Source organism: Desulfobaculum senezii, assembly GCF_054657395.1.
Genome location: NZ_BAAHYU010000002.1, coordinates 1,597,113 through 1,619,202, shown reverse-complemented (window position 1 = coordinate 1,619,202; position 22,090 = coordinate 1,597,113). Strand labels below are relative to the sequence as shown.

Below are 22,090 nucleotides of genomic sequence, written 5' to 3'. Positions count from 1 at the left end.
AAATTAGGTGAATTGCAATTCACCTAATTTCCTTAACCAGCTCTGCTATCTTGATCTCTAAGGCCCTCCGTCCTTTCAGGCCGAAGGACCTAAGAGCTCAACTCGCCGAAGGCATCTTCTCTTCTCGTCTTCCCTCTCCACTCCCCAGCCCCAACGCCCCACCACCAGACGCAAAAAAGCCCGCAGCGTGTGCTACGGGCTTTTGTCGTCTTTATGGTGCCGAAGGGGAGACTCGAACTCCCACGGCCTTTCGGCCACTACCCCCTCAAGATAGCGTGTCTACCAATTCCACCACTTCGGCACGGGGTATTGTCAGTTGGCGCTCTGCGCCGCTGACGGAGAGGTATCTATAAGATATGACGGCGTATCGTCAATCATTTTTTATGGTTCAACGTCATTTTTCCCGCCATCCGCCGCAAAACGGGTGGAACCGGGCTGGTCCCAGCGCATCACTTGCTCGCGGTGCCCGGTTGTTTCATCAAGGCGCTCCTGCACCAAGAGGAAGCCATGGCGCGCGTAAAAGCGGCACGCGGCGGTGTTTTCGGTGTAGACGGCAAGGCGCAGCACGGGTGAAAGGGTCTTGGCGTGGTTGAGCAGTGTCGTCCCCACTCTCCTACCCTGCCACTTGGGCGCGACAAAGAGTGCGGCGAGGTACTCACCATTCATGCTGATGAACCCGGCAACCTCCCCATTTTTCTCGTACACCCACGTCCGGGCAAGGGGCAGATAGACCTCGCGCATGGCTTGGACGTTTCCGCGCCAGAATGCAGCGTCGATGAAGGCATGCGAGGCAAGGGACGCGTCAAGCCAAATGGCGAGGACGGCGTCGGTGTCTTCTGTGCGGAATTCGCGAATCATGGCGCTTTCCTTTGGCCGAGATGGAGAATCAGAAAAAAAGGGGCACAGCAACCGCCGTACCCCTTGTTGTGTCTTCGTGATGCGCTCACTGCCGCAGCATGGCGTGGCTAGAAAATGCCAAGCCCTTTGAGCATGATGAGCACCGTCAGCACAGGGGTCACGAACTTCAGCACAAAGATGAACATCTTGGCCACACCATCAAGGCGCAGCAGGCCGTTATTGGTAAGGGCCTTGCGGAAGGCATCCGCCCCCCAAATCCACCCGGCGAACAGGCAAATCGCCACGCCGCCGAGGGGCAGCAGGATGTTCTGCGTCATGTAGTCGTACAGGCTGAAGAAGTTGAGGCCGAAGAAGGTCACGTCGGACAGCACACTCTCGGAGAGCGTGGCAGGCGCGCCCACGGCGGCAAGCAGTAGTACGGTAAGAATGGTGCCCTTGGCGCGGGACATGCCAAGCGTTTCGGTGGCGAAAGCAACGGGAACCTCAAGCAGCGACAGCATTGCGCCAGTGGCGGCCACGCCGGTCAGGATGAAGAACAGGGCCTGGAACACGCCGCCAAGAGGCATGGATTCGAACACCTTGGGGATGGTCACAAACAGCAGGGACGGCCCGGCTTCGGGAGCCATACCAAAGGCGAACACCGCCGGGAAGATGGCGATACCGGCCAGCAGCGACACGGAAAGGTCCGCCAGCATAACGCGCAGCGTGGTGATGGGCACATTCTGATCATCGCGGTAGTAGCTGCCGTATGTGGTCATGGTCCCCATGCCGACGGACAGCTTAAAGAACGCGAGGCCCATGGCCATAAGGACGGCGGTAAAGTTCAGCTTGCTGAAATCCGGCGTGAACAAAAAGGTCAGGCCCTCGGATGCACCGGGCAACGTCATGCTGCGCACGCCCATGGCGATGAGCAGAACAAACAGCACGGGCATCAGGCGCTTCACCGTGCCCTCAATGCCTTTAGAGACACCCATCATAATGATGCCGCCCACAAAGATAAGGACGAACCACTGCCAAAACAGCGACTGCACGGGGTCCTTGACCAAGTCGGTGAACATCTTGGCGGTATCAACGTTTTCTGGCCCGGAGAAGAGCATGCCGATGCTTTTGAAGATATAGGCGAAAACCCAGCCCGCGACGTCCGAGTAGAACGCCATGATCAAAAAGGCGGAGATAACGCCGCACACGCCGATAAGGAACCACGGCTGGCCCTTGGGCGACAGGGTCTTGTAGCTGGTGATGGCATTGGCCTTCACGTGGCGGCCAATGAGGATTTCCGCCACCATAAGCGGAAGCCCCACAAGAAAAGTGCAGAGGACGTAAATGAAGAGGAAGGACGCGCCTCCGTTCATCCCCGTCATGTAGGGAAATTTCCAAATATTACCGAGACCGACCGCAGACCCGAGTGTTGCAAGGGTCACGCCGATGCTCGATGTAAACCCGTCTCTGTTGCTCATATCACCCCTACCTCCGTCATCCCCCCCGGACAACGGACTGAACGTTGCGTACACGCTCCCAGCGACCATGCAGGGAGCCTACCTTGAGTAAACTGCGCCTTGTACCCTAGGACAACGCTGGAGTCAAACAACCCTCCTCCCATAACTCCTTGAAAAGATGCATCTTTATTACGCCGCCGTGCAACTGCAACACTACAGAACGCCGACTTCTTTACCGCCCGCTGTACAATACAAAAACGAGGGGCGCGACACGCTGCCACACCCCTCGTCAATGCACTACTTGTTCCGCACTTCACATGCATGAAGCGCTATGGAATTTTGTCACAATTTTGTGACTTTTTATGGTGCCAAACACACCGCAAAGCGTTCGCCGTGAGCGCACGTCTACAGAGCGCGCCACTGCATTCCCACACTATGCCTGGCAAGTTTTTATACCACGTCCTCCCACAGGACTGCTAGAAGATGCCAAGCCCCTTCAGCATGATGATCATGATGAGCACAGGGGTGACGAACTTAAGCAGGAAGAGGAAGCTTTTTGCCACCTTTTCAAGGGGCAGTACACCGTCATTGGTGAGGCTTTTGCGGAAGGCATCCGCTCCCCACACCCATCCTGCAAACACACAGACGGCCACGCCGCCAAGCGGCAGTAGAACGTTCTGCGTCATATAGTCGTACAGGCTAAAGAAGTTCAGCCCAAAGAAGGTCACATCGGACAGCACGCTTTCGGACAGCGTCGCGGGGGCGCCCGCAGCGGCCAGCAGCAGAACAGTCAGAGCGGTGCCCTTGGCGCGGGACATGCCAAGCGTCTCGGTGGCAAAGGCAACGGGCACCTCAAGAAGCGACAGCATCGCGCCCGTGGCGGCCAGCCCCGTCAGGATAAAGAACAGCGCCTGAAACACGCCGCCAAGAGGCATGGACTCAAAGACCTTAGGGATGGTGACGAACAACAGGGACGGCCCAGCTTCGGGAGCCATGCCAAAGGCAAACACTGCCGGGAAAATGGCGATACCAGCCAAAAGCGACACCACAAGGTCGGCCACCATAACGCGCAGCGTGGTCACGGGCACGTTTTGGTCATCGCGGTAGTAGCTGCCATAGGTCGTCATAATGCCCATACCGACGGACAGCTTAAAGAACGCAAGGCCCATGGCCATCAGAACAGCCGTAAAGCTCAACTTGCTGAAATCCGGGGAGAACAGAAAGGTAAGGCCCTCGCTGGCTCCGGGCAAAGACAGGCTCCGCACGCCCATGACAATCAGCAACACAAACAGCACGGGCATCAGGCGCTTCACCGTGCCCTCAATGCCCTTGGAGACGCCCATCATAATGATACCGCCAACAAAGATGAGGACGAACCACTGCCACAGCAAGGACCGCACAGGGTCGGCCACCAACTCGGCAAACACGGCTCCGCTGTCAGCAGTCGCCGGACCGGTAAAGGCCAGCACGATGCTCTTGAAAATATAGGCGAAAACCCAGCCCGCCACGTCGGAATAAAAGGCCAGAATCAAAAAAGCCGACAGCACGCCACTCACGCCGATAAGGAACCACGGCTGGCCCTTGGGCGACAGGCTCTTGTAGCTGGTGATGGCGTTGGCCTTGACCTTGCGGCCAATAAGAATCTCCGCAACCATCAGCGGAAGGCCCACGAGGAATGTACACAGCACATACACGATCAAAAACGACGCGCCGCCGTTCATGCCCGTCATGTATGGGAATTTCCAAATATTACCAAGACCGACAGCGGACCCCAGCGTTGCGAGGGTCACGCCAATGTTTGAAGTAAATCCATCTCTCTTCGTCATTTCACCCTGCCTCCGCCATCCCCCCAGGATAACGGGTTATGCATTGCTTCCACACCTCCCTGACCATTTGAGGAGGTCGCCTCTTGCCGAACGCGCGAATCTAGCTCATGACCGCCCTAGAGTCTAAGTCCTCTTTGTCATAACGCCTTTGGCAACCAGCGGCTTTTTCGCCACGGCTCCCCCTCGCCCGGCAGCGGCCTCCAGCACAGGAAAAATCCCCAAACGACTGCGCCCGCCTTCCTCAAGCAAGAAAGACGGGCGCAGAATATCAGGCGATTTTCGCTTCGCCTCGAGGTATGACGCTGACTACTGATTGCGCAGGTTGGCGATAACCGTGCCAACTTGTCCGCAAGGGTTACAAGCTCATTCACCGCGCGGGAGGACTCGTTCATGGCCTGCTACTCCGACGCCGGGTGCTGATGCCGCACTTGTGTTCCCTCCGGTGGCTTAAGGACTCCCGTCCTTGTATATTGACCCTCAAGCCAAAGGCGGAGAAAAAAGGAAGCCGCCTCCATGACTGGCATGAAGGCGGCTGTTGCGGCAGACCGTACGCCCTTGAGTTACGAGCTCGTTCTTAAGCTGGGTCGCCGCAATATGTAGTACAAACTCGAATGATTGTTAGAGCACAAAGCTCGAATTTGCAAGGAAGAGTGAACTACGATGAAACGCACCATGGGCATTGACGTATCGAAGGCCAAGCTTGATGTCGCCATTTCTGGTGACGACAGCACGTCCACTGTTGAAAATAACCCTTTGGGTTTTCAGCAAATCGTTGAGACGGCAGAAGCGCATAATGTTGAGCTCGTCATCGTGGAAGCGACAGGTGGATATGAGTCTGACGCCGCAGATTTTTTGATGGAGCAAGGCATTCCCGTCGCTGTTGTGAATCCTCGCCGTGTGCGTGACTTTGCCCGGAGCCTCGGAGTGTTGGCGAAGACGGATCGTATTGATGCTCTTGTTCTTGTTCAGTTTGGGGAAGTCGTCCCTGTCCGGGAAAATCAAAAAGTCCGGGCAACTCAGCGCAAGCTGGAAACTCTTGTTAACCGTCGTCGGCAGGTCGTCGAAATCCTTTCCCGGGAGCGCGTTCGCTTGCAGCGAGCTTCGTCTGATGTGCGCCCTTACATTGAAGACGTCATTGCGACTCTGAGAACGCAAGAAAAGAGTTTGTCACTTGAAATCAAGAAACACATTCTCAGTGACAAAGATTTTTGCGACAAGGCAACTTTGCTTGAAACCATGAAAGGGATTTCGTCTGTAACTTCTGCGACCCTTCTTGCTTTCTTTCCTGAGTTGGGGACGTTAACGCCGAAGCAAGCAGCTTCTCTAGCTGGCTTGGCACCATTCAACAGGGATAGCGGCAAGAAAACGGGGCAACGCTGCGTTTGGGGTGGGCGAATAAAAGTCCGTAGCGCCCTTTACATGAGCGCAATCTCAGCGACTGTCTGGAACCCTGCAATTCGAGCCTTCTACCAGCGTCTTTGCGATGCGGGCAAACCTAAAAAGGTCGCACTCACTGCCTGTGCAAGGAAGCTTCTCGTAATTTGCAATGCGATTTTACGGACGGGAAAACCTTGGGATCCTGCACTTAACGCTTGATTGCCAATACGATTGCTTAAGAATCCTGCGTGCGCACAGGCCGGGTGCGTGTAGAGAGGACTGTCGTCACCCCTGACAACTCTCGCCCGTGGCCCACCCTTATTTTCTGGGCGGCTTCCGCCCAGAAAATCCTAAGGATTGTTAAGGAAATTATTTCCTTAACTCGCCGAAGGCACTCTTCCCCCCACTCCCCCTGCCTCAACGCCCCCCTGCCATCAGACGCAAAAAAGCCCGCAGCGTATGCTGCGGGCTTTTGTAATCTCTGGTGCCGAAGGGGAGACTCGAACTCCCACGGCCTTTCGGCCACTACCCCCTCAAGATAGCGTGTCTACCAATTCCACCACTTCGGCATTATGTCAGACTACTCTGCGCTTTCCTCGGCCGGGGCGACGGGGATGTCGTCCGGCTTGGCAACGGGAGCGGCCTTTTCGGGAGCGGGTTCGGTCACGGCGGGGACGCTCGTCATGATGGACTCATCACCGGGCTTGGAGCTGGTGAGCACGTTGTAGACCAGCGAGGTGACCAAGAAGATTGCAGCGAGGAACGCCGTCAGCTTGGTCAAAAGTCCACCTGCGCCGGAGGAACCGAACACGGTGCTGGAGCCGCCGCCGAAGATGACACCCATGCCTTCCTTGCCGGACTGCAACAGAACCAGCACGATAAGGATGAGACAGGCAAGAATGTGCAGAGTAAGAACTAAGGATTCCAAATCAAACTCCCTTGAATCCCGCATCTTTGGCGGGTCGTGTTGCTTATGCCTTGACGATCTGGCTGAAGCTTTCAGCCTGTAGGCTTGCGCCTCCTACCAGCACACCGTCAACATTGTCAAGCGCTATGATTTCCGAGCAGTTGGCAGGCTTCACGCTGCCACCGTACTGAATGCAGATTTCATGACCTTTTTCGCCAAAGAGGTCAACGAGGACACTCCGGACGAAGGCGTGAGCATGCACGATTTCGTCCGGACCTGCAACCTCTCCGGTGCCGATAGCCCACACAGGCTCATAGGCCACGACGATATCTTCTGCCGGAACATCCTGCGGCACGCCGGAAAGGCCCTTTTCCAGCTGCAAGCGCAAAACCTCTTCCACACGGCCAGCCTTGCGCTCCTCCAGCAGCTCGCCAACGCACAAAATCATGCGCAGGCCCTGCTCCAGACCGTAGGCCACCTTGCGGCCGATGAAGGCGTCATCTTCGCCCATGACGTGACGGCGCTCGGAGTGCCCGGCAAGGGCATAGGAGCAGCATGCGTCGCGCAGCATGGCTGGCGAAATTTCGCCCGTAAACGCACCTTCAGCCTCGGGGTAGAAGTTCTGTGCGCCAAGGTGGAAGCCGGTTCCGTGATTAAACGCCCCGGCGACGGCATGCAGCGCGGTAAAGGGCGGGATGACCAGAACTTCGCGCCCTTCCGGCACCTCGCCGACCAGCTTCACCAGCTCGTCGGCGACTTCGCGGGCTTCACCGGCCGTCTTGTACATCTTCCAGTTGGCAGCCATCAGTTGCTTCATTGCGCTACTCCTTGAGTGCGGTGAATGCGGGCAGGTCCTTGCCTTCCATGAATTCCATGAAGGAGCCACCGCCCGTGGAGATGAAGGTCATTTTATCCGCCAGCCCCGCCATTTTGAGGCAGGAGCCAGTATCGCCGCCACCGCCGATGGTCATGGCATCGGCCAGCCCGGCAACGATTTTGGTCAATTCCATGGAGCCTTCGGCAAAGGCCGGGTTCTCAAACGCGCCGACCGGACCGTTCCAAACCACCGTCTTGGCGCCCTGGAGCACCTCGCGGTAGAGGGCAACGGTCTTGGGGCCCACGTCGAGAGCCATCAGGCCGTCGTCTATGCCGTCTGCGGCGTCCACGGTCTTCACCGCTGCGGCGGCGTCCGGCCCTTCGCCCAGCACAAAATCGAGGGGCAGAACCAGCTTCACGCCGCGCTCCTCGGCGGTGTGCATCACGCGCTTTGCTTCGTCCACAAGGTCCTTCTCCACCAGAGAGGAACCAACGCCAACGCCCTGCGCCAGCAGAAAGGTGTTCGCCATGGCGCCACCAATGATCAGGGAGTCAACCTTCTCCAGCAGCTTGTTCAGGATGCCCAGCTTGGAGGACACCTTGGAGCCGCCGGAAATAGCCACGTAGGGGCGCTTGGGGTCGGCAAGGGATTCGCCGAGGAACTCCCACTCCTTCTTGAGCAGGAAGCCTGCGCACTTTTCCTTGGCGTGGGCGGGAATGCCCGTCATGGAGGCGTGGGCGCGGTGCGCGGTGCCAAAGGCGTCATTGCAGTACACGTCGCACAGCTCGGCCAGCTGACGGCCAAAGGCGTCGTCACCGGCCTGTTCCTCGGGGTGGAAGCGCAGGTTCTCAAGCATCAGCACTTCGCCGGACTTCAGGCCGGCGACCATGGCGTTGACCTCGTCACCGATGCAGTCGGGGGCCATCTTCACGGGACGGCTCAGCAGTTCGCCAAGGTGCTTGGCCACCGGGGCGAGGGAGAACTCCGGCTTGACCTGCCCCTTGGGCTTGCCAAGGTGCGCGCACAAAATCAGGGCCGCGCCCTGCTCCAAGGCATGCTGCACCGTGGGCAGGCTGGCGCGGATGCGGTTATCGTCAGCGATAACGCCGTCCTTGATGGGGACGTTGTAGTCCACGCGGATAAGTAGTTTTTTGCCGCTCAGGTCAATTTGATCGATAAATTTCAACACGGCATCTCTCCTTGCCTGAAAGATTTCTTTGTACGTATGGCTCGGGCATCCGGATGAGTTTAGCCCCTGCCGGATGATTTTTCCATATCCAGCGTCATGAGAAAGGCGTCTTCCCCTGTGTCTGGATAGTATTTCGGGCGCACGCCCACTTGCTCAAAGCCGAACTTTGCGTACAGGCGCTGCGCCGGAACATTGGAAGCGCGAACTTCCAAATGCGCGGCTTTCATGCCCATTTTAGCGGAAATTTGCAATATCATACCCAGCAAGTGCGAGCCGAGGCCGGCCTCGCGCAGGCCGGGGCGCACGGCAATGTTCAAAATCTCGGCCTCGTCCGCCACGAGGTAGAGCGAGCAGTAGGCCGCAAGGGCGTCGCCTTGCCTAAGTCCAAATACATAAAAGACTTTTCGCTCCAGGCCCAGCCGAAATTGCTCCGCTCCCCACGGGTGGGAAAAGCACTCGGACTCCAGCGCGACAAGGGCGTCTACGTCGTCCGCGCCAAGCCTGTCGAAAACATATTTTACCTCAGTCACGAAAAAACCTTGTCTGAAAGTTGAATTTTCTCCCTCCCCTGCTATACACGGCGTATGCCGTCAACGCAAAACACCACTTTGTTTTCCTTAGGGAATACGACACCGCCGATAAAGCATGGAAGTGTGGAAATCGTGGATGAACACGACAACCCGCTCTGTGTGATAGCCCTGCCCGACGCCAGCCAGCAGACCCTGCGGCACCGGGCCGTCCTTGTTCTGGTCTACGATGAGCGCGGCCGCCTGTACCTGCAAAAGCGCTCACGCAAGAAAACCCTCTACCCCGGACGGTGGGACCTCTCCGCCACGGGCCATGTTGAAGTTGGCGAATCCCGCGAGGACGCCGCCATCAGAGAGCTGTACGAAGAGCTGGGCGTCCGCGTGACGGGCCTTCGCTTCGTGCACGATGTTCCGGCCAGCCACTCCACGGGCTACGCCTTTGTCTCGCTGTACTCCGCCGGACGCGTCACCGCGCGCCTCAAGACGAATCCCGAAGAAGTCTCCGGCGGCATGTACGTTGACGAGGAAGAACTCGCCCTGCTCGTCCGCGACTTCCGCGACCAGCTTACGCCGGCCATCGTCACCTTCTGGGAACTGGGCATGCTGTTCTAGCGCCCGCCCCACCCGGCCATCCCTTTACCACGCAGCGCGCCGCCCACAACTGTGGTCCGGCGCTGTTTTGATGCGGCGCAGGCTGACATATCGTCCGGCCTGCGCCGTGTCGTATCGTCTCTAATCGGTAATAAGGCCGCTCATGGCCTCGTGCAGAGGGCCATTGCTGGCAAGAATGCCGCCGCCGAAGGTGTACGGCGTGTTCGCGTCAAAAGCGCTGACGCGTCCGCCCGCTTCCTCCACCAGCAGCATGCCCGCCGCAGTATCCCACGGCTTCAGGCCGCGCTCGTAAAAGGCGTCCATCCGCCCACAGGCCACATAGGCAAGGTCCACAGCCGCAGCGCCCATGCGCCGCACGCCCTGACACGTGGCCAGCACGCGTTCCAGCGGCGAGATGATACGCGGCAGGTCTTCCTTGACCGTGTAGGGAAAGCCCGTCGCCACCAGCGCGCGTTCTGGGTCGGCCTCGGTGGTGACGCTGATGGGCGCGCCGTTGAGCGTCGCCCCTTGCCCGCGCACGGCGTAGAACAATTCATCCATCACAGGCAGCGAAACAACGCCAAGCTCGGGGCGGCCATCACGCCACAGGGCCACGGACACAGCGCACATCGGAATGCCGTGGGCAAAGTTCGTGGTGCCGTCCACAGGGTCAACAATCCACGTCAACGCCTGCGGTTCAAGGCTTTCCGCGCTTTCTTCGGCCAGCATGCCGGCCTCGGGCAAAATCTCGCCAAGGCGCTCTTTCAGCAGGTTTTCCACGGCCACATCGGTTTCGGTGACGAGGTCGATACGGCCCTTGTACGTGATATTGCGCGGGGTGTTCCACGCGTCGGTTACGATGCGCCCCGCCTCGCGCACGGCGGCGAGAGTACGGGTCAACAGGAGTGGCGTCACATAATCGGACATGGCTCTCTCCTTGAGCGTTGGTCAGGAAAAAGGCGGCCACTTGGGCCGCCTGTCAGAATGCATGAATATGGTATTTCGGGCTAGTTGATGTAGACCTTGCTGTAGAGCTTGGCCTCTTCCAGACTGCGGCCCGTTCCGCGGACAACGGTGGTCAGCGGATCGTCATCCACGATGACGTTGAGGTTCGTTTCCTTGCAGATGAGGCGGTCCAGCCCCTTGAGCAAGGCCCCACCGCCCGCCAGCAGCAGACCGTTGTTGGCGATGTCGCCCACCAGTTCCGGGGGCGTCTTCTCCAGCGAACGCTTTACGGCGAGCACGATGTGCGCCACCGGCTCCTGAATGGCGTGGCGGATTTCCTCGTCGGAGATTTGGATGGTCTTGGGCGTGCCATTGACGAGGTTCTTGCCCGAGACTTCGCCCGTCAGCGGGGCGTCCAGCGGCATGGCCGTACCAAGGGTCATCTTGACCCGCTCGGACATATTCTCGCCGATGAGCAATTGGTGCTCGTCCTGAAAATAGCGCTGGATGGCCTCGTTCATCTCGTCGCCCGCCACGCGGACGCTTTCGGCGTAGGCCACGGCGGACAGGGAGATGACGGCCACTTCCGTGGTACCACCGCCAATGTCCACCACCATGTTGCCGATGGGTTCCTCAATGGGCAGGCCTGCACCGATGGCGGCGGCCATAGGTTCCTCAATCAGCTTAACTTCCCGCGCGCCCGCCTGCAGGGCGGACTCGATAACCGCCCGCTTTTCCACCTGCGTGATGCCTGTGGGCACACAGATAACGATACGCGGCTTCACCAGCGACATGCCGGTGATGACCTTTTTGATGAAGAAGGAGATCATCTCCTTGGTCACTTCAAAGTCGGCGATAACGCCGTCCTTCAGGGGGCGGATGGCGCGAATTCTGTCCGGAGTGCGGCCCAGAAAGTCCTTGGCCTCCTTGCCGACGGCAAGAATGCTGCCGTTGTGTGCGTCCATGGCCACAACGGAGGGTTCATTCAGGACAATGCCGTCTTTCGGGGAGAATATCAGCGTATTGGCCGTTCCCAGGTCCATGGCGAGGTCTTTGCCGAGGAAGCCGAAAAGGCGTTTGAAAATCATCTATGTCAGCTCTCTTTTGCCGTAGTAGAGGTTGAATCCGCGTCATGCCTCATGTGAGGCTCGGTACTCTATACTCGATTCCCCCCGTGGCGGCAACGCCCGGGGGAAGATTCCCCAGCCATCCGCTAGGTTTCCTGCAGACGGCCTTTGAGGAAAAGGTTTTCCAGAAACAGGGCCAGATGGTCCGTAGCCATCTCGACAAATTCCCTGACTGGCGGAGTCACCTCCATTGGGGCCTCATTGGCGAGGACCAGAACGCCGCGTGTCCGCTTATGGATAATAAGCGGCATGCAGATGGAGCTTCGAAATTCCGGTGCACCCGAATTTTTCCCCAGCAGAGGCTGCGGCGCGCCCGAGGCGTCGCCATCACCGGAGTGGACGGCCTGCCCATTGGCAAACACCCACCCAACGAGCCCGGAGCGTATGGGAAAACGCCCGGACCCACTGCTGGGGCCGGAAATGACCGGAATATTGGCCCCTTCGACGAAGTACGACTCTCCCCGTTCGTCCCTCGCCACCAAAAAGCAATGCGAAAAACGCGTCGCTTCCACAACAATCTCCAAAAAGTGCTGGAGAAATGCATCCCATCGCGGAAACTGCTTCCGCAACCCTTGTATGAGTTGCAGGCTTTTGTAGAAGCGGTGCTCTTCCTGGTCCTTCTTCACCTGCGAAGCACCGCAATGGATGTCGCAGGCAAGGTCAGCAAAGAGCTGTAGGATTTTTTGATCCTTACCGCTAAAATTGTACGATCGGCGGCTATCCACGCACAACGCCCCTCCGCTGGGTCCCAAGGGGCAGCCCATGAAGGCCTTGACCTTGTTCTCCTCGTCGTTGGCGTAATAGCCCAGTTTGCTACGCTTGCGGTCGAAGTTGTTGATCAAGAGCGGCTCGTGGTTTCTGATAATCCAGCCCACAAGCCCCTGTCCCGGCGCTATCGTCGTGTCTTCACGAATATCGTCCCCAAGGCTAAACTGCGCCCTCAGGTGGTATTCTTTTGCATCCTCCCCCGGCAAAAAAAGCAGGGTGGAATAGGCGTCGAATACGCTACAGACGATACCCAGAAGTTTTTCAAGGCTGTCGTTAACCATATCCAACTTGAAGCGTTTGAGCGTTCGGCCCGGATTGACCGGCGCGGCCTAAGGTGTACGATACCGGGCCAGATTTTAACAGCATTATTTTACGCCTCCATCCGTGGCGGGGGCATCGGCATTTGGGGCCAGATAATGGAAGTCGAACGCGGTTTCCTCGTCCTCGCGGCGCAGGTTGGCCACGCCTTCGCGCTCCAGCCTGTCAAAGACTCCGGCGCGGATAAACGGGGTAAACATGTCCAGCAGCGTTTCCCACACGTCCCGCGCTCCCGTGCCGCCACCCGGCGGCGCAGGCGGTACGTCCGCCAAGTCGCACTCCAGCAGCTTACGCACCGTGGGGTACGGCTCCAGCCGCCCCATGAGCGCTGCGCGAAACTCCGCAACATCCAGCGCCCCCTGCGGCACAAAACGCGTGCGCGCCGCAAACAGGTCCAGCATCAGCCGCGTAAACAGCAACAGCTCCAGATAAACGAAAACGTCCTCACCCCGCTGCACGGCGCTGCTCATGCGCATGGACACCAGTTGCACAATGGGGCCAAGGCCATCCCACAGGCTTTTGCGCTCCACCACGGCCCGCACGCTGGCCCCGGTATAGCGCGAATGCTGGGCGGCCAAGGCGCGGCGGCTCATGCGGCGCACCTGCCGCACGGGCGCGTCCTCCACCCGGCGCAAAACGTATCCGCGCTCCGCAAGGCGGCGGCAAAAGGCAAAATCCTCATGCGTTGGGCCGCTGTGCGCGCCAAAGCCGCCCACAGCCGTCCACACCTCGCCGCGCATCAGCCAAATGTTCCCCGTTAAAAAGCCCGTCTTTTGCGGGTCAAAATCCAAAATGTCATACCGGGCCATATAGCGCGCGGTAGGCCCGCTTCCGGCGTCACACGTGATGATGCCGCCGACAAGGCCCACACCCTCCTCCGCCAAAAGCTCCTTGGCGCGCGCCACCCAATACGGCGCGGGGCGGATGTCGCAATCCACGGACAGGACCATGTCGCTGCCCGCCACGGCGGCAAGGCCATGAGCCTTTGCCCCTGCCGGGCCGCGGTTTTCATCCAGCCGTTCAATGGCGACAGGCGGCGCGCCCTCAGGGAGCTGCGGCGTGGCATACGCGGTAGCCGAGCCATCGTCCACCACCAGCACGCGCTGCGGGCGCACGCTCCACGTCGGCACGGACCTGAGCAGTCCGTCCGCCAAGCGCGCGTCATTGAACGTATAGGTCACCATCGTCAACTCATCGCCCACGGCTCCTCCCCTGCGGCTGACGCTGTCCACCGGCCATGACCGGCCTAATTGCCGCAACGTAGCAGAAACGCGGCCCTTTTACCATGCGCCAAGGCCGATTCGCGGGTCTGTCGTCGCCCCGCAGTGCCGCTGGGGCGGGAAAAGAGGAAAAAATGAAGAAATTTCCGCCCATGGCGGGACGAACTATTGTCATTCTTTCTGACAGGATGTAGACTTTTTCTGTTGACTATGTGCCGCCGGGCTCTGGCCACGGTACGACACGACACACCGAGAACGGAGGTGATTCTATCGCCATAGTCAACGCTACCGCCCACCTTTTTACAGGCCTCGGAGGCCTCTGGAAAACGGCATGCGCTTCAGTTGGGAACACGCTTTTAGTACATCCAAGGAATTCAACGCCCCAAGTGGCGACGACACAGACTTCACCCTCAACATCAGTTCGCTCTCCACCCTGAAGCGCTACCTTGACCGCGTTCACGTTAAGCATTGCCTGCTGAAGCCCTACTTCGAAAACGACGACTACCCCATTCTGGACTGGCGTGAACTGCTGCCGTCCTTCGAGTCCGACACCTTCGAGTACGCCAACCTGCCGGGATTCAGCATGGTCGCCCTTGCGCGGCCGCTCAACTATTTCAGCGAGCCGTTCCAGTTCGACATTCTGCACGACTTTCTGGAAGCCACAAGCTACGGCGACGGCTTCGCCTGCCCGCTGGAAAAGAACGTGATGGACCAAAACCGCCGCGTTCTGCTGGACCGCCTCCCCAAGCCCTATCAGGAAGCCTTCCGCCGCCGCTTTGGCCGCAAGGACTTCACCGCCATTGAGCAGTACCCGGACATGCTGGAGTTTCTGCTCAATCTCGACCGCGCGCATGTGATGGCCCAGAACCTTGACGGCAACTTCCATCTCTCGGGCATCTATGCTTCGCTGCCTTCGGACCTTGATACGGAAATCAAGCGCTTTGGCCTGCGCATCGGCAAATTCCGCGTGGGCGATAACGCCCGCTACGAGCGCAACAGAAATTTCGTCTATCAGTTCCTCATGGAGCTGTACGGCTTCCCCATCGTGTCCGAGCGCCGCACCTCCAGCGCGCTGTTTGCCCGGCGTCTGCACGCCATGGGCGAGAAGTTCCTCATCCGCGTGCTTGGGCAGTCCGACCGCACGCTGACCACCATCTACACGCATCCCTCCCAAAAGCGGTACCCGCGTGTGGAGAAAATCGCCCTTGTGCAGGTGGACGACAACCAGCGCGAAGCCCTCGCCAGCCTCGGCCGGGGCCGCTATTTCGTGGATAAGGAAAAGCGCGTGGTCATCATGCGTGTGGTGTACCGCCAGCACGTCTACTCCAAGGACAACGTCCGGCAGGACCGCGCGCTGTCCGTGCTGAAGCAGGAAATCATCCACCCATGGTCCGGCCGTGTGAACGACAAGGTGAACCTCATCAAGGACGCCACCAACATGGTCGTGCGCATGAACGACATCGCCAAAGGTGAATACATCGGGCGCATTGTCTATAAGCGGAACGAAGTGGTGGATAATACGGACACCCATGAAAAGCGCCTAAAATTCCTGTACGCGTGGCTGTCCAAGCATCAGCGGCGCATCATCGCCTATTCCGACGAATTCTATTCGTCCATGGTCAAAGTGCTGGACACCTACCTCCTTGACCCGGACAACTATGAAACGTTCAACACCATGAACGAGCTGTATCAAGAGGTTTGGACCAAATACAGCTACATCCAGCAGGCCCGTAAGGTGCAGCTGCTTGAAAACCTGCAGCACCGCACGTTCAAGGGAAAGCGCATCAACTATCTGGAAATGCTGGAGCAGACCAACGCCGTCCTGCATGATCTCAAGTTTGAAATCGTCAACTACTTTGACCAACTGGTGCAGAATGTACTAGGCATTGCAAAGAACATCCTGCGGGACTCCTACCTCGTGCGCACCTACGTCCGACCAAAGGACGAAGACCTCACGCCCTACGGGCAGGAAATCAAAAAGCGCTATAGGCGTCTTGTGTCGCTCATTGATGAATTCAAGTCCATCCGAAAGTCCCGCACAGACTCGGATGACAAAGGCCCGGGCACTGCGGTATAACAACGCCCCATGGCCGCTTCCATTCGCCCCCAGCTTCGGAGGAAGATTCATTGTCCAAGCTTTTGACCACGCCACTTCATGAGTGGCACGTAGCCAATGGTGCCAAGATGGTACCCTTCGCCGGTTGGGATATGCCCGTCCAGTACGCTGGCATCATCAGCGAGCATACGCACACCCGCACAAGGGCGTCCGTCTTCGACATCTGCCACATGGGCGAATTCAAGCTCAAGGGCGCCAAGGCCAAGGAGCACCTCTCCCGCCTTGTCACGCACAACCTGGCCACCCTCGGCCCCGGGCGCTGCCGCTACGGCTATATGCTCAACGAGGACGGCGGCATCATTGACGACCTCATCGTCTACTGTATGAGCGACGACGAGTACCTGCTGGTGGTCAACGGTGCGCGCACCATGACGGACTACGCGTGGATTAAGTCCCACCTGCCCGCGGACATGTTCTTTGAAGATATCTCCGAGCTCACGGCGAAGATTGACCTCCAAGGCCCCGCCGCATGCACCGTGCTCAATGCCGTCACCGGTGAGGACTGGAGCTTCTTGAGCTACTTCTCCTTCAAGAAGGCCGAGTTCATGAACGACCCGTGCATCATCAGCCGCACCGGCTACACAGGCGAACTCGGCTACGAGCTCTACATCCGCGAAGAAGCCGCCCTGCGCCTGTGGGAAGCCCTGCTCGCCCACCCGGACGTGGAACCCGCCGGACTTGGCGCGCGCGACACCCTGCGCCTTGAAGTCGGCCTCTCCCTCTACGGACAGGACCTTGACGACAAGCACACTCCGGCAGAAGCTGGCGGCGCGTTCTTCCTCAAGTCCGAGGCGGACTACATCGGCAAGGCCCACGCCTTTGATGTACGCGAGCAGCTCATCCCCCTCGAAATGGAAGGTCGCAAAGCCGCACGACACGACGACCCCGTCTTCCTGCCCAGTGGCGAGGAAGTCGGCCGCGTCACCAGTGGCTGCTACGCCCCCAGCCTCGGCCACGCCGTGGCACTGGCCTACGTCCAAAAGGACGCCGCCGAAAACGAGGAATTCCTCGCGGGCAAAGGCAAGAAGAAAATTTCCGCCAAACGCTCGGCCCTGCCCTTCTACAAGGAGGGGACAGCACGCCTTAAGCTGTAGGCATACCGTCTTCATTGCCCCAAGCCCCGGCCTGTCCCTGCTCCGTGCAGGACCACAGGCGGCGCTTGGGGCTTTGCTTTTTTGAACAACAAGGACACATTACGGTGAAAACCTTCTACATGCATCCGGACGACTGGCGCGAGCCATACGTCCTTACCGGCCCGGAAGCGCACCACCTTTCCCGCGTTCTCCGCCTGAAACCCGGCGAGGAGGTTCGCCTCTTTGACGGCTGCGGCGCAACCGGCACGTTTGAAATCGTCTCCGTCAGCAAATCCCGCGCGGAGCTGTTGCCCAAGCACATCGAGCACATCGACCCGCCCGCCAATCCCGTGACCCTCGCCCTCGGCTGGGCCAAGGGCATCCGGCGCGGTTGGCTTCTTGAAAAAGCCGTGGAACTGCAAGCCGGCGGCCTTGTCTTTTGGCAAGCCGGACGCAGTCAGGGCCGTGTGCCCGCAGGCAGCAAGGAAAGCTGGGACACCAAGCTCATCGCCGGTGCCAAGCAATGCGGCAACCCCTTCCTGCCCGAGATTCACACCTGCCCCGGCGGCGTGCAGGACCTCATCGCCCTCGGCAAGGACTACGACCACCGCTTCCTCTTGTGGGAAGACCTGTCGCGCCCTGCCGTGCTTGACTATCCTGCCGTCAGCACGCCGGGGAGCGTGCTCTGCGTCCTTGGCCCGGAAGGCGGCTTCGCCCCCGGCGAGGCCGAAGCCCTCGTTGACGCCGGATTCACCCCCGTCAGCCTTGGCGGGTCCATTCTGCGCTGGGAAACGGCGGCCCTTGTCTGTCTCAGCCTGTTCTGGTGGGGGAGGCATCATGTTGACGAATCCTAAAGGCCACGCTCCCGCTGGCTTGGGCGGCGGCTCCAGCCGCTCCACGGCCAAAACGCGCCCCCTTGCCGACCGCATCCGCCCTCACGAGTTCGAGGAGTTTGTCGGTCAATCGCACCTGCGCGAAAAGCTTGACGCCCTGCTGGCATCCGAGCGCGTGCCCAGTCTGCTGCTCTTTGGCCCGCCCGGCTGCGGCAAGTCCACCCTTGCCCTGCTCCTCGCCAAGCGCAGTGGACTGCCCTATCTGCGCGTCAGCGCGCCGGAGGCCGGGCTCAGCGCCCTGCGCAAACGCATTCAGGACGACGTCAAACTCCTCGTCCTTGACGAGCTTCACCGGTTCTCCAAGGCGCAGCAGGACTTCTTCCTGCCCATTCTGGAGTCCGGCGAGATTACGCTCATTGCCACCACCACGGAGAATCCATCCTTCTCCGTCACGCGGCAGCTGCTCTCGCGGCTCCACGTATTGCGCCTGCACGAGCACTCCCGCCGCGACCTGATGCAGGTCGCCAAGCGCGGCACCGAAAAGCTCGGCGTCACCATTCCCGAGGAGACCCTGCGCGTTCTCGCAGGCATCGCCCAGGGTGACGCGCGCTCACTGCTCAACCTCGTTGAGTACGTCGCCGACCTGCCCGAAGAACACCGCGAACCGGACCACCTCAAGACCGTGTTGCCGGACCTCGTTCTGCGCCACGACAAAGCCGGAGACTCGCACTACGAGCTTGCCAGCGCGCTCATCAAGTCCATCCGCGGCAGCGACCCGGACGCCGCAGTCTACTATCTGGCCTGCCTGCTCGAAAGCGGCGAAGACCCGCGCTTTGTCTGCCGCCGCCTTATCATCTCCGCTGGCGAAGACATCGGCCTCGCCGACCCCTACGCCATGCAGATGGCCGTGGCCTGCCAGCAGGCTGTGGAGTTCGTCGGCATGCCCGAAGGCTTCATCCCCATGAGCGAGTGCGCCGTGTATTTGGCGCTCACCAAAAAGAGCAACTCCACCTACGAGGCCTACCACCGCGCCGCTACAGAAATTCGCAAAAACGGCCCCAAGCCCGTGCCCCTGCACCTGCGCAATGCGCCCACCAAGCTCATGGAAGAATGGGGCTACAAAAAAGAATACAAGTACCCCCACAGCTTCCCCGGCGCGTGGGTACAACAGGACTACCTGCCCGACCAACTCGTCGGACGGCGCTTCTATAAGGATAAAGACCAAGGCGAAGAACCCAAACTCGCCGCCCTGTGGAAGAACCGTATGCGGAAGAGATAAAGAGAGCAGAGCTGGTTAAGGAAAAAATTTCCTTAACAATCCTTAGGATTTTCGGGGCGGAAGCCGCCCCGAAAATATTGGGGTTTGGGGTGTACGGTCTTGAGGGATCAGTCAGACCTCTTCTCTATGCCAGCGCGTCCAAGCCCGGCCCTCTCACGCTTCCCACCCGCCCAACAGGGATTCTCACCGCCCCGCCAAACCACCAGCGCCCCCAAAAAACTCCCTCCATCCACCCGGCCGAGAGCATATCAGGGGTGACGACTGCGCCATATAAAGGCAACCGGCCTGTGCGCACGCAGGATTGTTAAGCAATCGTATTGGCAATCAAGCGTTAAGTGCAGGATCCCAAGGTTTTCCCGTCCGTAAAATCGCATTGCAAATCACGAGAAGCTTCCTTGCACAGGCAGTGAGGGCGACCTTTTTAGGTTTGCCCGCATCGCAAAGACGCTGGTAGAAGGCTCGAATTGCAGGGTTCCAGACAGTCGCTGAGATTGCGCTCATGTAAAGGGCGCTACGTACTTTTATTCGTCCTCCCCAAACGCAACGTTGCCCCGTTTTCTTGCCGCTATCCCTGTTGAATGGTGCCAGGCCTGCTAGAGAAGCTGCTTGCTTCGGCGTTAACGTCCCCAACTCAGGAAAGAAAGCAAGAAGAGTCGCAGAGGTTACTGACGAAATCCCTTTCGTGGTTTCAAGCAACGTTGCCTTATCGCTAAAATCTTTGTCACTGAGAATGTGTTTCTTGATTTCAAGTGACAAACTCTTTTCTTGCGTTCTTAGAGTAGCAATGACGTCTTCAATATAAGGGCGCACATCAGACGAAGCTCGCTGCAAGCGAACGCGCTCCCGGGAAAGGATTTCGACGACCTGCCGACGACGGTTAACTAGAGTTTCCAGCTTGCGCTGAGTTGCCCGGACTTTTTGATTTTCCCGGACAGGGACGACTTCCCCAAACTGAACAAGAACAAGAGCATCAATACGATCCGTCTTCGCCAACACTCCGAGGCTCCGGGCAAAGTCACGCACACGGCGAGGATTCACAACAGCGACGGGAATGCCTTGCTCCATCAAAAAATCTGCGGCGTCAGACTCATATCCACCTGTCGCTTCCACGATGACGAGCTCAACATTATGCGCTTCTGCCGTCTCAACGATTTGCTGAAAACCCGAAGGGGTATTTTCAACAGTGGACGTGCTGTCGTCACCAGAAATGGCGACATCAAGCTTGGCCTTCGATACGTCAATGCCCATGGTGCGTTTCATCGTAGTTCACTCTTCCTTGCAAATTCGAGCTTTGTGCTCTAACAATCATTCGAGTTTGTACTACATATTGCGGCGACCCAGCTTAACAACGAGCTCATTACTCAAGGACGTACGGTCTGCCGCAACAGCCGCCTTCATGCCAGTCATGGAGGCGGCTTCCTTTTTTCTCCGCCTTCGGCTTGAGGGTCAATATACAAGGACGGTAGTCCTTAACCCGCCGGAGGCATGCCTTAACCGCCTAAGGCCCAACCTCCCCCCCCCCAAACGCACCACGCCCTCCAAACCGCAAGGCGGCCCGGAGGGCGTGGAAATGAGAAGACTGTGAGAAAAAGTTGAGACTATTTTGAGCCGTATTGCTTCTTCCATTCGTCGAGGAAGAGAATGGCGGTCTCGATGTCGGAGAGTTCGCCTTGCTGCTGGCGCAGGTTCCAGACGAGGTCTTCGAAGGACGTGTCCTGCGGCAACCCGAGGGACCCAAGCAAGCCGAGAACTTTGCTGCGGAGCTCTTCGGGATAGTCCTGAAAGAAGTCCACTTCGCCGCGATTCTGAGACGGCCACCCGTCGCGGCGGGCGGCGATAAAGTCCAACAGGGTCTGCATGCGAATGTCGTAGGTGTGGTCTGCCAGAACGCGCTTGCGGCCGCGCTCGATGTAGGCGGCGCGCTCTTCGGGGTTAGTGAGATAGTGGTCGATGGCGTCCTGCATCTCGGAGATGGTGGTAAAGGTCGCCAGCTCGTCGGACCAGAAAAGGTCGGGCATAAGGGCGCGTTCGTCCACCAGCTGAAATGCGCCGCAGGCGGCAAGCTCGAAGGTACGGGGGTTAACGAAGTCGCCGCCGGAGATAAGCTGCCGCGCACTGACGCTGGAGTGCAAATTCAGGTTAATTGTCGTGGCGTTAAAGATTTTCACGCATTCTTCTGGCGAGAGTCTACGCCCTTGCATCTGGACGAGCGGCTCCAGCGCGATGTCGCCATCCCACTCGGTGCCCCAAATCTTGAAGTTGTAGCCCACCAACTGCCGGAAGGCCGCCCGGCGGTTGGGGTAGCCTGCGCCCATAAAGGCGACATCCGCGCCCCACACCCGGCGGTCCACAGAACTGATTTCCATGGGGGCGTGGAATTCCGGGTCTGCGGCGAGGGGCAGATAAATGGCATTCTCCTGCCCCACGGCCTCAAGCTCCTCAAAAAACGGATCTTCCTGAATGATGCCGAAATAGTCATACTGCGGAGCAAAGGCCTTCCAGTAGGTAAAGAGGCGGTAGTCCTCGACAAACCACATGGCGGTCGCCACGCCATCGCGCCGCAACCGCTTGAGAATCTGCATGCTGAGGGGGGCCTGCGCCATGGTCAACACGAGGTCGGGCTGAAAGGTCTCCGCCTTGGCATAAATGGCTTGGGACACCACGTTCAGAAAGCCGTTTTCAAGGGAGCTGAGCCGCTCGCGCGAGACGTGCAAATCCTTCAGGGAGGTAAACGCGGGATGAAAATCCGGCGCTTCGAACACCTCCACGGTGTGACCAAGGCGCTTTAGAGCGCGAACGCAGTACCGCCCGATGGGCAGGGAACCGCCGTACAGAGGCAGGACGACCAGAACGCGAATGGGTGTATCCATAAAACCTTACTCT

General features: G+C 58.9%; 19 protein-coding genes and 2 tRNA genes. 6 read left to right on the top strand and 15 right to left on the bottom strand.

Annotation, left to right across the window (positions count from 1 at the left end; genetic code table 11):
* Positions 1-214 precede the first annotated feature (214 nt).
* The 4 genes from ACYQ2T_RS08045 to ACYQ2T_RS08030 form a co-directional block, all read right to left on the bottom strand.
* A tRNA-Leu gene (locus tag ACYQ2T_RS08045) sits at positions 215-301 on the bottom strand.
* Positions 302-381: 80 nt separating this feature from the next.
* On the bottom strand, positions 382-858 hold the full coding sequence (locus ACYQ2T_RS08040) for an N-acetyltransferase (RefSeq protein ID WP_459899852.1): 477 nt from the start codon (positions 856-858) through the stop codon (positions 382-384).
* A gap of 107 nt (positions 859-965) precedes the next feature.
* The gene (locus ACYQ2T_RS08035; protein WP_404844915.1) at positions 966-2,315 is read right to left on the bottom strand and encodes a sodium-dependent transporter; all 1,350 of its coding nucleotides are present in this window, start codon (positions 2,313-2,315) and stop codon (positions 966-968) included.
* A 455-nt stretch (positions 2,316-2,770) separates the two neighbouring features.
* On the bottom strand, positions 2,771-4,120 hold the full coding sequence (locus tag ACYQ2T_RS08030; protein WP_459899849.1) for a sodium-dependent transporter: 1,350 nt from the start codon (positions 4,118-4,120) through the stop codon (positions 2,771-2,773).
* Between the two features lie 660 nt (positions 4,121-4,780).
* On the opposite strand from ACYQ2T_RS08030, the gene ACYQ2T_RS08025 reads away from it, so the two are divergent.
* Positions 4,781-5,716 (top strand): IS110 family RNA-guided transposase, encoded by a 936-nt coding sequence (locus ACYQ2T_RS08025; RefSeq protein ID WP_459899848.1) that lies wholly within the window; start codon positions 4,781-4,783, stop codon positions 5,714-5,716.
* A 263-nt stretch (positions 5,717-5,979) separates the two neighbouring features.
* On the opposite strand, the gene ACYQ2T_RS08020 is transcribed toward ACYQ2T_RS08025, so the two are convergent.
* From ACYQ2T_RS08020 to rimI, 5 genes are all read right to left on the bottom strand, one after another.
* A tRNA-Leu gene (locus ACYQ2T_RS08020) sits at positions 5,980-6,066 on the bottom strand.
* A gap of 11 nt (positions 6,067-6,077) precedes the next feature.
* Entirely contained in the window at positions 6,078-6,425 is a 348-nt protein-coding gene (gene secG, locus ACYQ2T_RS08015; protein ID WP_459899846.1) for a preprotein translocase subunit SecG, read from the bottom strand.
* A 43-nt stretch (positions 6,426-6,468) separates the two neighbouring features.
* The gene (tpiA, locus tag ACYQ2T_RS08010) at positions 6,469-7,221 is read right to left on the bottom strand and encodes a triose-phosphate isomerase (RefSeq protein ID WP_459899844.1); all 753 of its coding nucleotides are present in this window, start codon (positions 7,219-7,221) and stop codon (positions 6,469-6,471) included.
* A gap of 4 nt (positions 7,222-7,225) precedes the next feature.
* Positions 7,226-8,407, bottom strand: coding sequence for a phosphoglycerate kinase (locus ACYQ2T_RS08005; protein ID WP_459900094.1), 1,182 nt, complete (start codon positions 8,405-8,407; stop codon positions 7,226-7,228).
* Between the two features lie 62 nt (positions 8,408-8,469).
* Positions 8,470-8,940: a ribosomal protein S18-alanine N-acetyltransferase gene (gene rimI, locus ACYQ2T_RS08000; RefSeq protein ID WP_459899843.1), complete on the bottom strand. Its 471-nt coding sequence runs from the start codon at positions 8,938-8,940 to the stop codon at positions 8,470-8,472.
* A gap of 132 nt (positions 8,941-9,072) precedes the next feature.
* On the opposite strand from rimI, the gene ACYQ2T_RS07995 reads away from it, so the two are divergent.
* Positions 9,073-9,549 (top strand): NUDIX hydrolase, encoded by a 477-nt coding sequence (locus ACYQ2T_RS07995; protein WP_404844910.1) that lies wholly within the window; start codon positions 9,073-9,075, stop codon positions 9,547-9,549.
* 120 nt (positions 9,550-9,669) lie between these two features.
* On the opposite strand, the gene ACYQ2T_RS07990 is transcribed toward ACYQ2T_RS07995, so the two are convergent.
* From ACYQ2T_RS07990 to ACYQ2T_RS07975, 4 genes are all read right to left on the bottom strand, one after another.
* Positions 9,670-10,455 (bottom strand): inositol monophosphatase family protein, encoded by a 786-nt coding sequence (locus ACYQ2T_RS07990; protein ID WP_459899841.1) that lies wholly within the window; start codon positions 10,453-10,455, stop codon positions 9,670-9,672.
* Positions 10,456-10,535: 80 nt separating this feature from the next.
* Complete coding sequence (gene mreB, locus ACYQ2T_RS07985) at positions 10,536-11,561, bottom strand: rod shape-determining protein (RefSeq protein WP_459899839.1); 1,026 nt, start codon at positions 11,559-11,561, stop codon at positions 10,536-10,538.
* Positions 11,562-11,686: 125 nt separating this feature from the next.
* Positions 11,687-12,649 (bottom strand): GAF domain-containing protein, encoded by a 963-nt coding sequence (locus ACYQ2T_RS07980; protein ID WP_459899837.1) that lies wholly within the window; start codon positions 12,647-12,649, stop codon positions 11,687-11,689.
* 84 nt (positions 12,650-12,733) lie between these two features.
* Positions 12,734-13,888: a glycosyltransferase family 2 protein gene (locus tag ACYQ2T_RS07975; RefSeq protein ID WP_459899835.1), complete on the bottom strand. Its 1,155-nt coding sequence runs from the start codon at positions 13,886-13,888 to the stop codon at positions 12,734-12,736.
* A 349-nt stretch (positions 13,889-14,237) separates the two neighbouring features.
* Between ACYQ2T_RS07975 and ACYQ2T_RS07970 the strand changes: the two genes are divergently transcribed.
* The 4 genes from ACYQ2T_RS07970 to ACYQ2T_RS07955 all read left to right on the top strand — a co-directional run bounded on the left by ACYQ2T_RS07970 (position 14,238) and on the right by ACYQ2T_RS07955 (position 19,207).
* Positions 14,238-15,983 (top strand): hypothetical protein, encoded by a 1,746-nt coding sequence (locus ACYQ2T_RS07970; RefSeq protein WP_459899833.1) that lies wholly within the window; start codon positions 14,238-14,240, stop codon positions 15,981-15,983.
* Positions 15,984-16,033: 50 nt separating this feature from the next.
* Positions 16,034-17,116 (top strand): glycine cleavage system aminomethyltransferase GcvT, encoded by a 1,083-nt coding sequence (gene gcvT / locus ACYQ2T_RS07965; RefSeq protein ID WP_404844904.1) that lies wholly within the window; start codon positions 16,034-16,036, stop codon positions 17,114-17,116.
* Between the two features lie 104 nt (positions 17,117-17,220).
* The gene (locus ACYQ2T_RS07960; protein WP_459899831.1) at positions 17,221-17,949 is read left to right on the top strand and encodes a 16S rRNA (uracil(1498)-N(3))-methyltransferase; all 729 of its coding nucleotides are present in this window, start codon (positions 17,221-17,223) and stop codon (positions 17,947-17,949) included.
* On the top strand, positions 17,933-19,207 hold the full coding sequence (locus tag ACYQ2T_RS07955; RefSeq protein ID WP_459899829.1) for a replication-associated recombination protein A: 1,275 nt from the start codon (positions 17,933-17,935) through the stop codon (positions 19,205-19,207). The genes ACYQ2T_RS07960 and ACYQ2T_RS07955 overlap by 17 nt, the downstream gene beginning before the upstream one ends.
* Before the next feature lie 324 nt (positions 19,208-19,531).
* Here the strand turns inward: ACYQ2T_RS07955 and ACYQ2T_RS07950 are convergent, their stop codons facing one another.
* Both ACYQ2T_RS07950 and ACYQ2T_RS07945 read right to left on the bottom strand, forming a co-directional pair.
* Positions 19,532-20,467, bottom strand: coding sequence for an IS110 family RNA-guided transposase (locus ACYQ2T_RS07950; RefSeq protein ID WP_459898185.1), 936 nt, complete (start codon positions 20,465-20,467; stop codon positions 19,532-19,534).
* 338 nt (positions 20,468-20,805) lie between these two features.
* Complete coding sequence (locus ACYQ2T_RS07945) at positions 20,806-22,077, bottom strand: CgeB family protein (protein ID WP_459899827.1); 1,272 nt, start codon at positions 22,075-22,077, stop codon at positions 20,806-20,808.
* Positions 22,078-22,090 lie beyond the last annotated feature (13 nt).

What these genes read in the sequence shown, in the direction of transcription:
- ACYQ2T_RS07990 (WP_459899841.1), bottom strand. Translation starts at nt 10,455, where the DNA reads ATGTCCGATTATGTGACGCCACTCCTGTTGACCCGTACTCTCGCCGCC.
- ACYQ2T_RS07945 (WP_459899827.1), bottom strand. Translation starts at nt 22,077, where the DNA reads ATGGATACACCCATTCGCGTTCTGGTCGTCCTGCCTCTGTACGGCGGT.
- ACYQ2T_RS07980 (WP_459899837.1), bottom strand. Translation starts at nt 12,649, where the DNA reads ATGGTTAACGACAGCCTTGAAAAACTTCTGGGTATCGTCTGTAGCGTA.
- ACYQ2T_RS08030 (WP_459899849.1), bottom strand. Translation starts at nt 4,120, where the DNA reads ATGACGAAGAGAGATGGATTTACTTCAAACATTGGCGTGACCCTCGCA.
- ACYQ2T_RS07950 (WP_459898185.1), bottom strand. Translation starts at nt 20,467, where the DNA reads ATGAAACGCACCATGGGCATTGACGTATCGAAGGCCAAGCTTGATGTC.
- ACYQ2T_RS08035 (WP_404844915.1), bottom strand. Translation starts at nt 2,315, where the DNA reads ATGAGCAACAGAGACGGGTTTACATCGAGCATCGGCGTGACCCTTGCA.
- ACYQ2T_RS08025 (WP_459899848.1), top strand. Translation starts at nt 4,781, where the DNA reads ATGAAACGCACCATGGGCATTGACGTATCGAAGGCCAAGCTTGATGTC.
- tpiA (WP_459899844.1), bottom strand. Translation starts at nt 7,221, where the DNA reads ATGAAGCAACTGATGGCTGCCAACTGGAAGATGTACAAGACGGCCGGT.
- mreB (WP_459899839.1), bottom strand. Translation starts at nt 11,561, where the DNA reads ATGATTTTCAAACGCCTTTTCGGCTTCCTCGGCAAAGACCTCGCCATG.
- ACYQ2T_RS07955 (WP_459899829.1), top strand. Translation starts at nt 17,933, where the DNA reads ATGTTGACGAATCCTAAAGGCCACGCTCCCGCTGGCTTGGGCGGCGGC.
- ACYQ2T_RS07970 (WP_459899833.1), top strand. Translation starts at nt 14,238, where the DNA reads ATGCGCTTCAGTTGGGAACACGCTTTTAGTACATCCAAGGAATTCAAC.
- ACYQ2T_RS08040 (WP_459899852.1), bottom strand. Translation starts at nt 858, where the DNA reads ATGATTCGCGAATTCCGCACAGAAGACACCGACGCCGTCCTCGCCATT.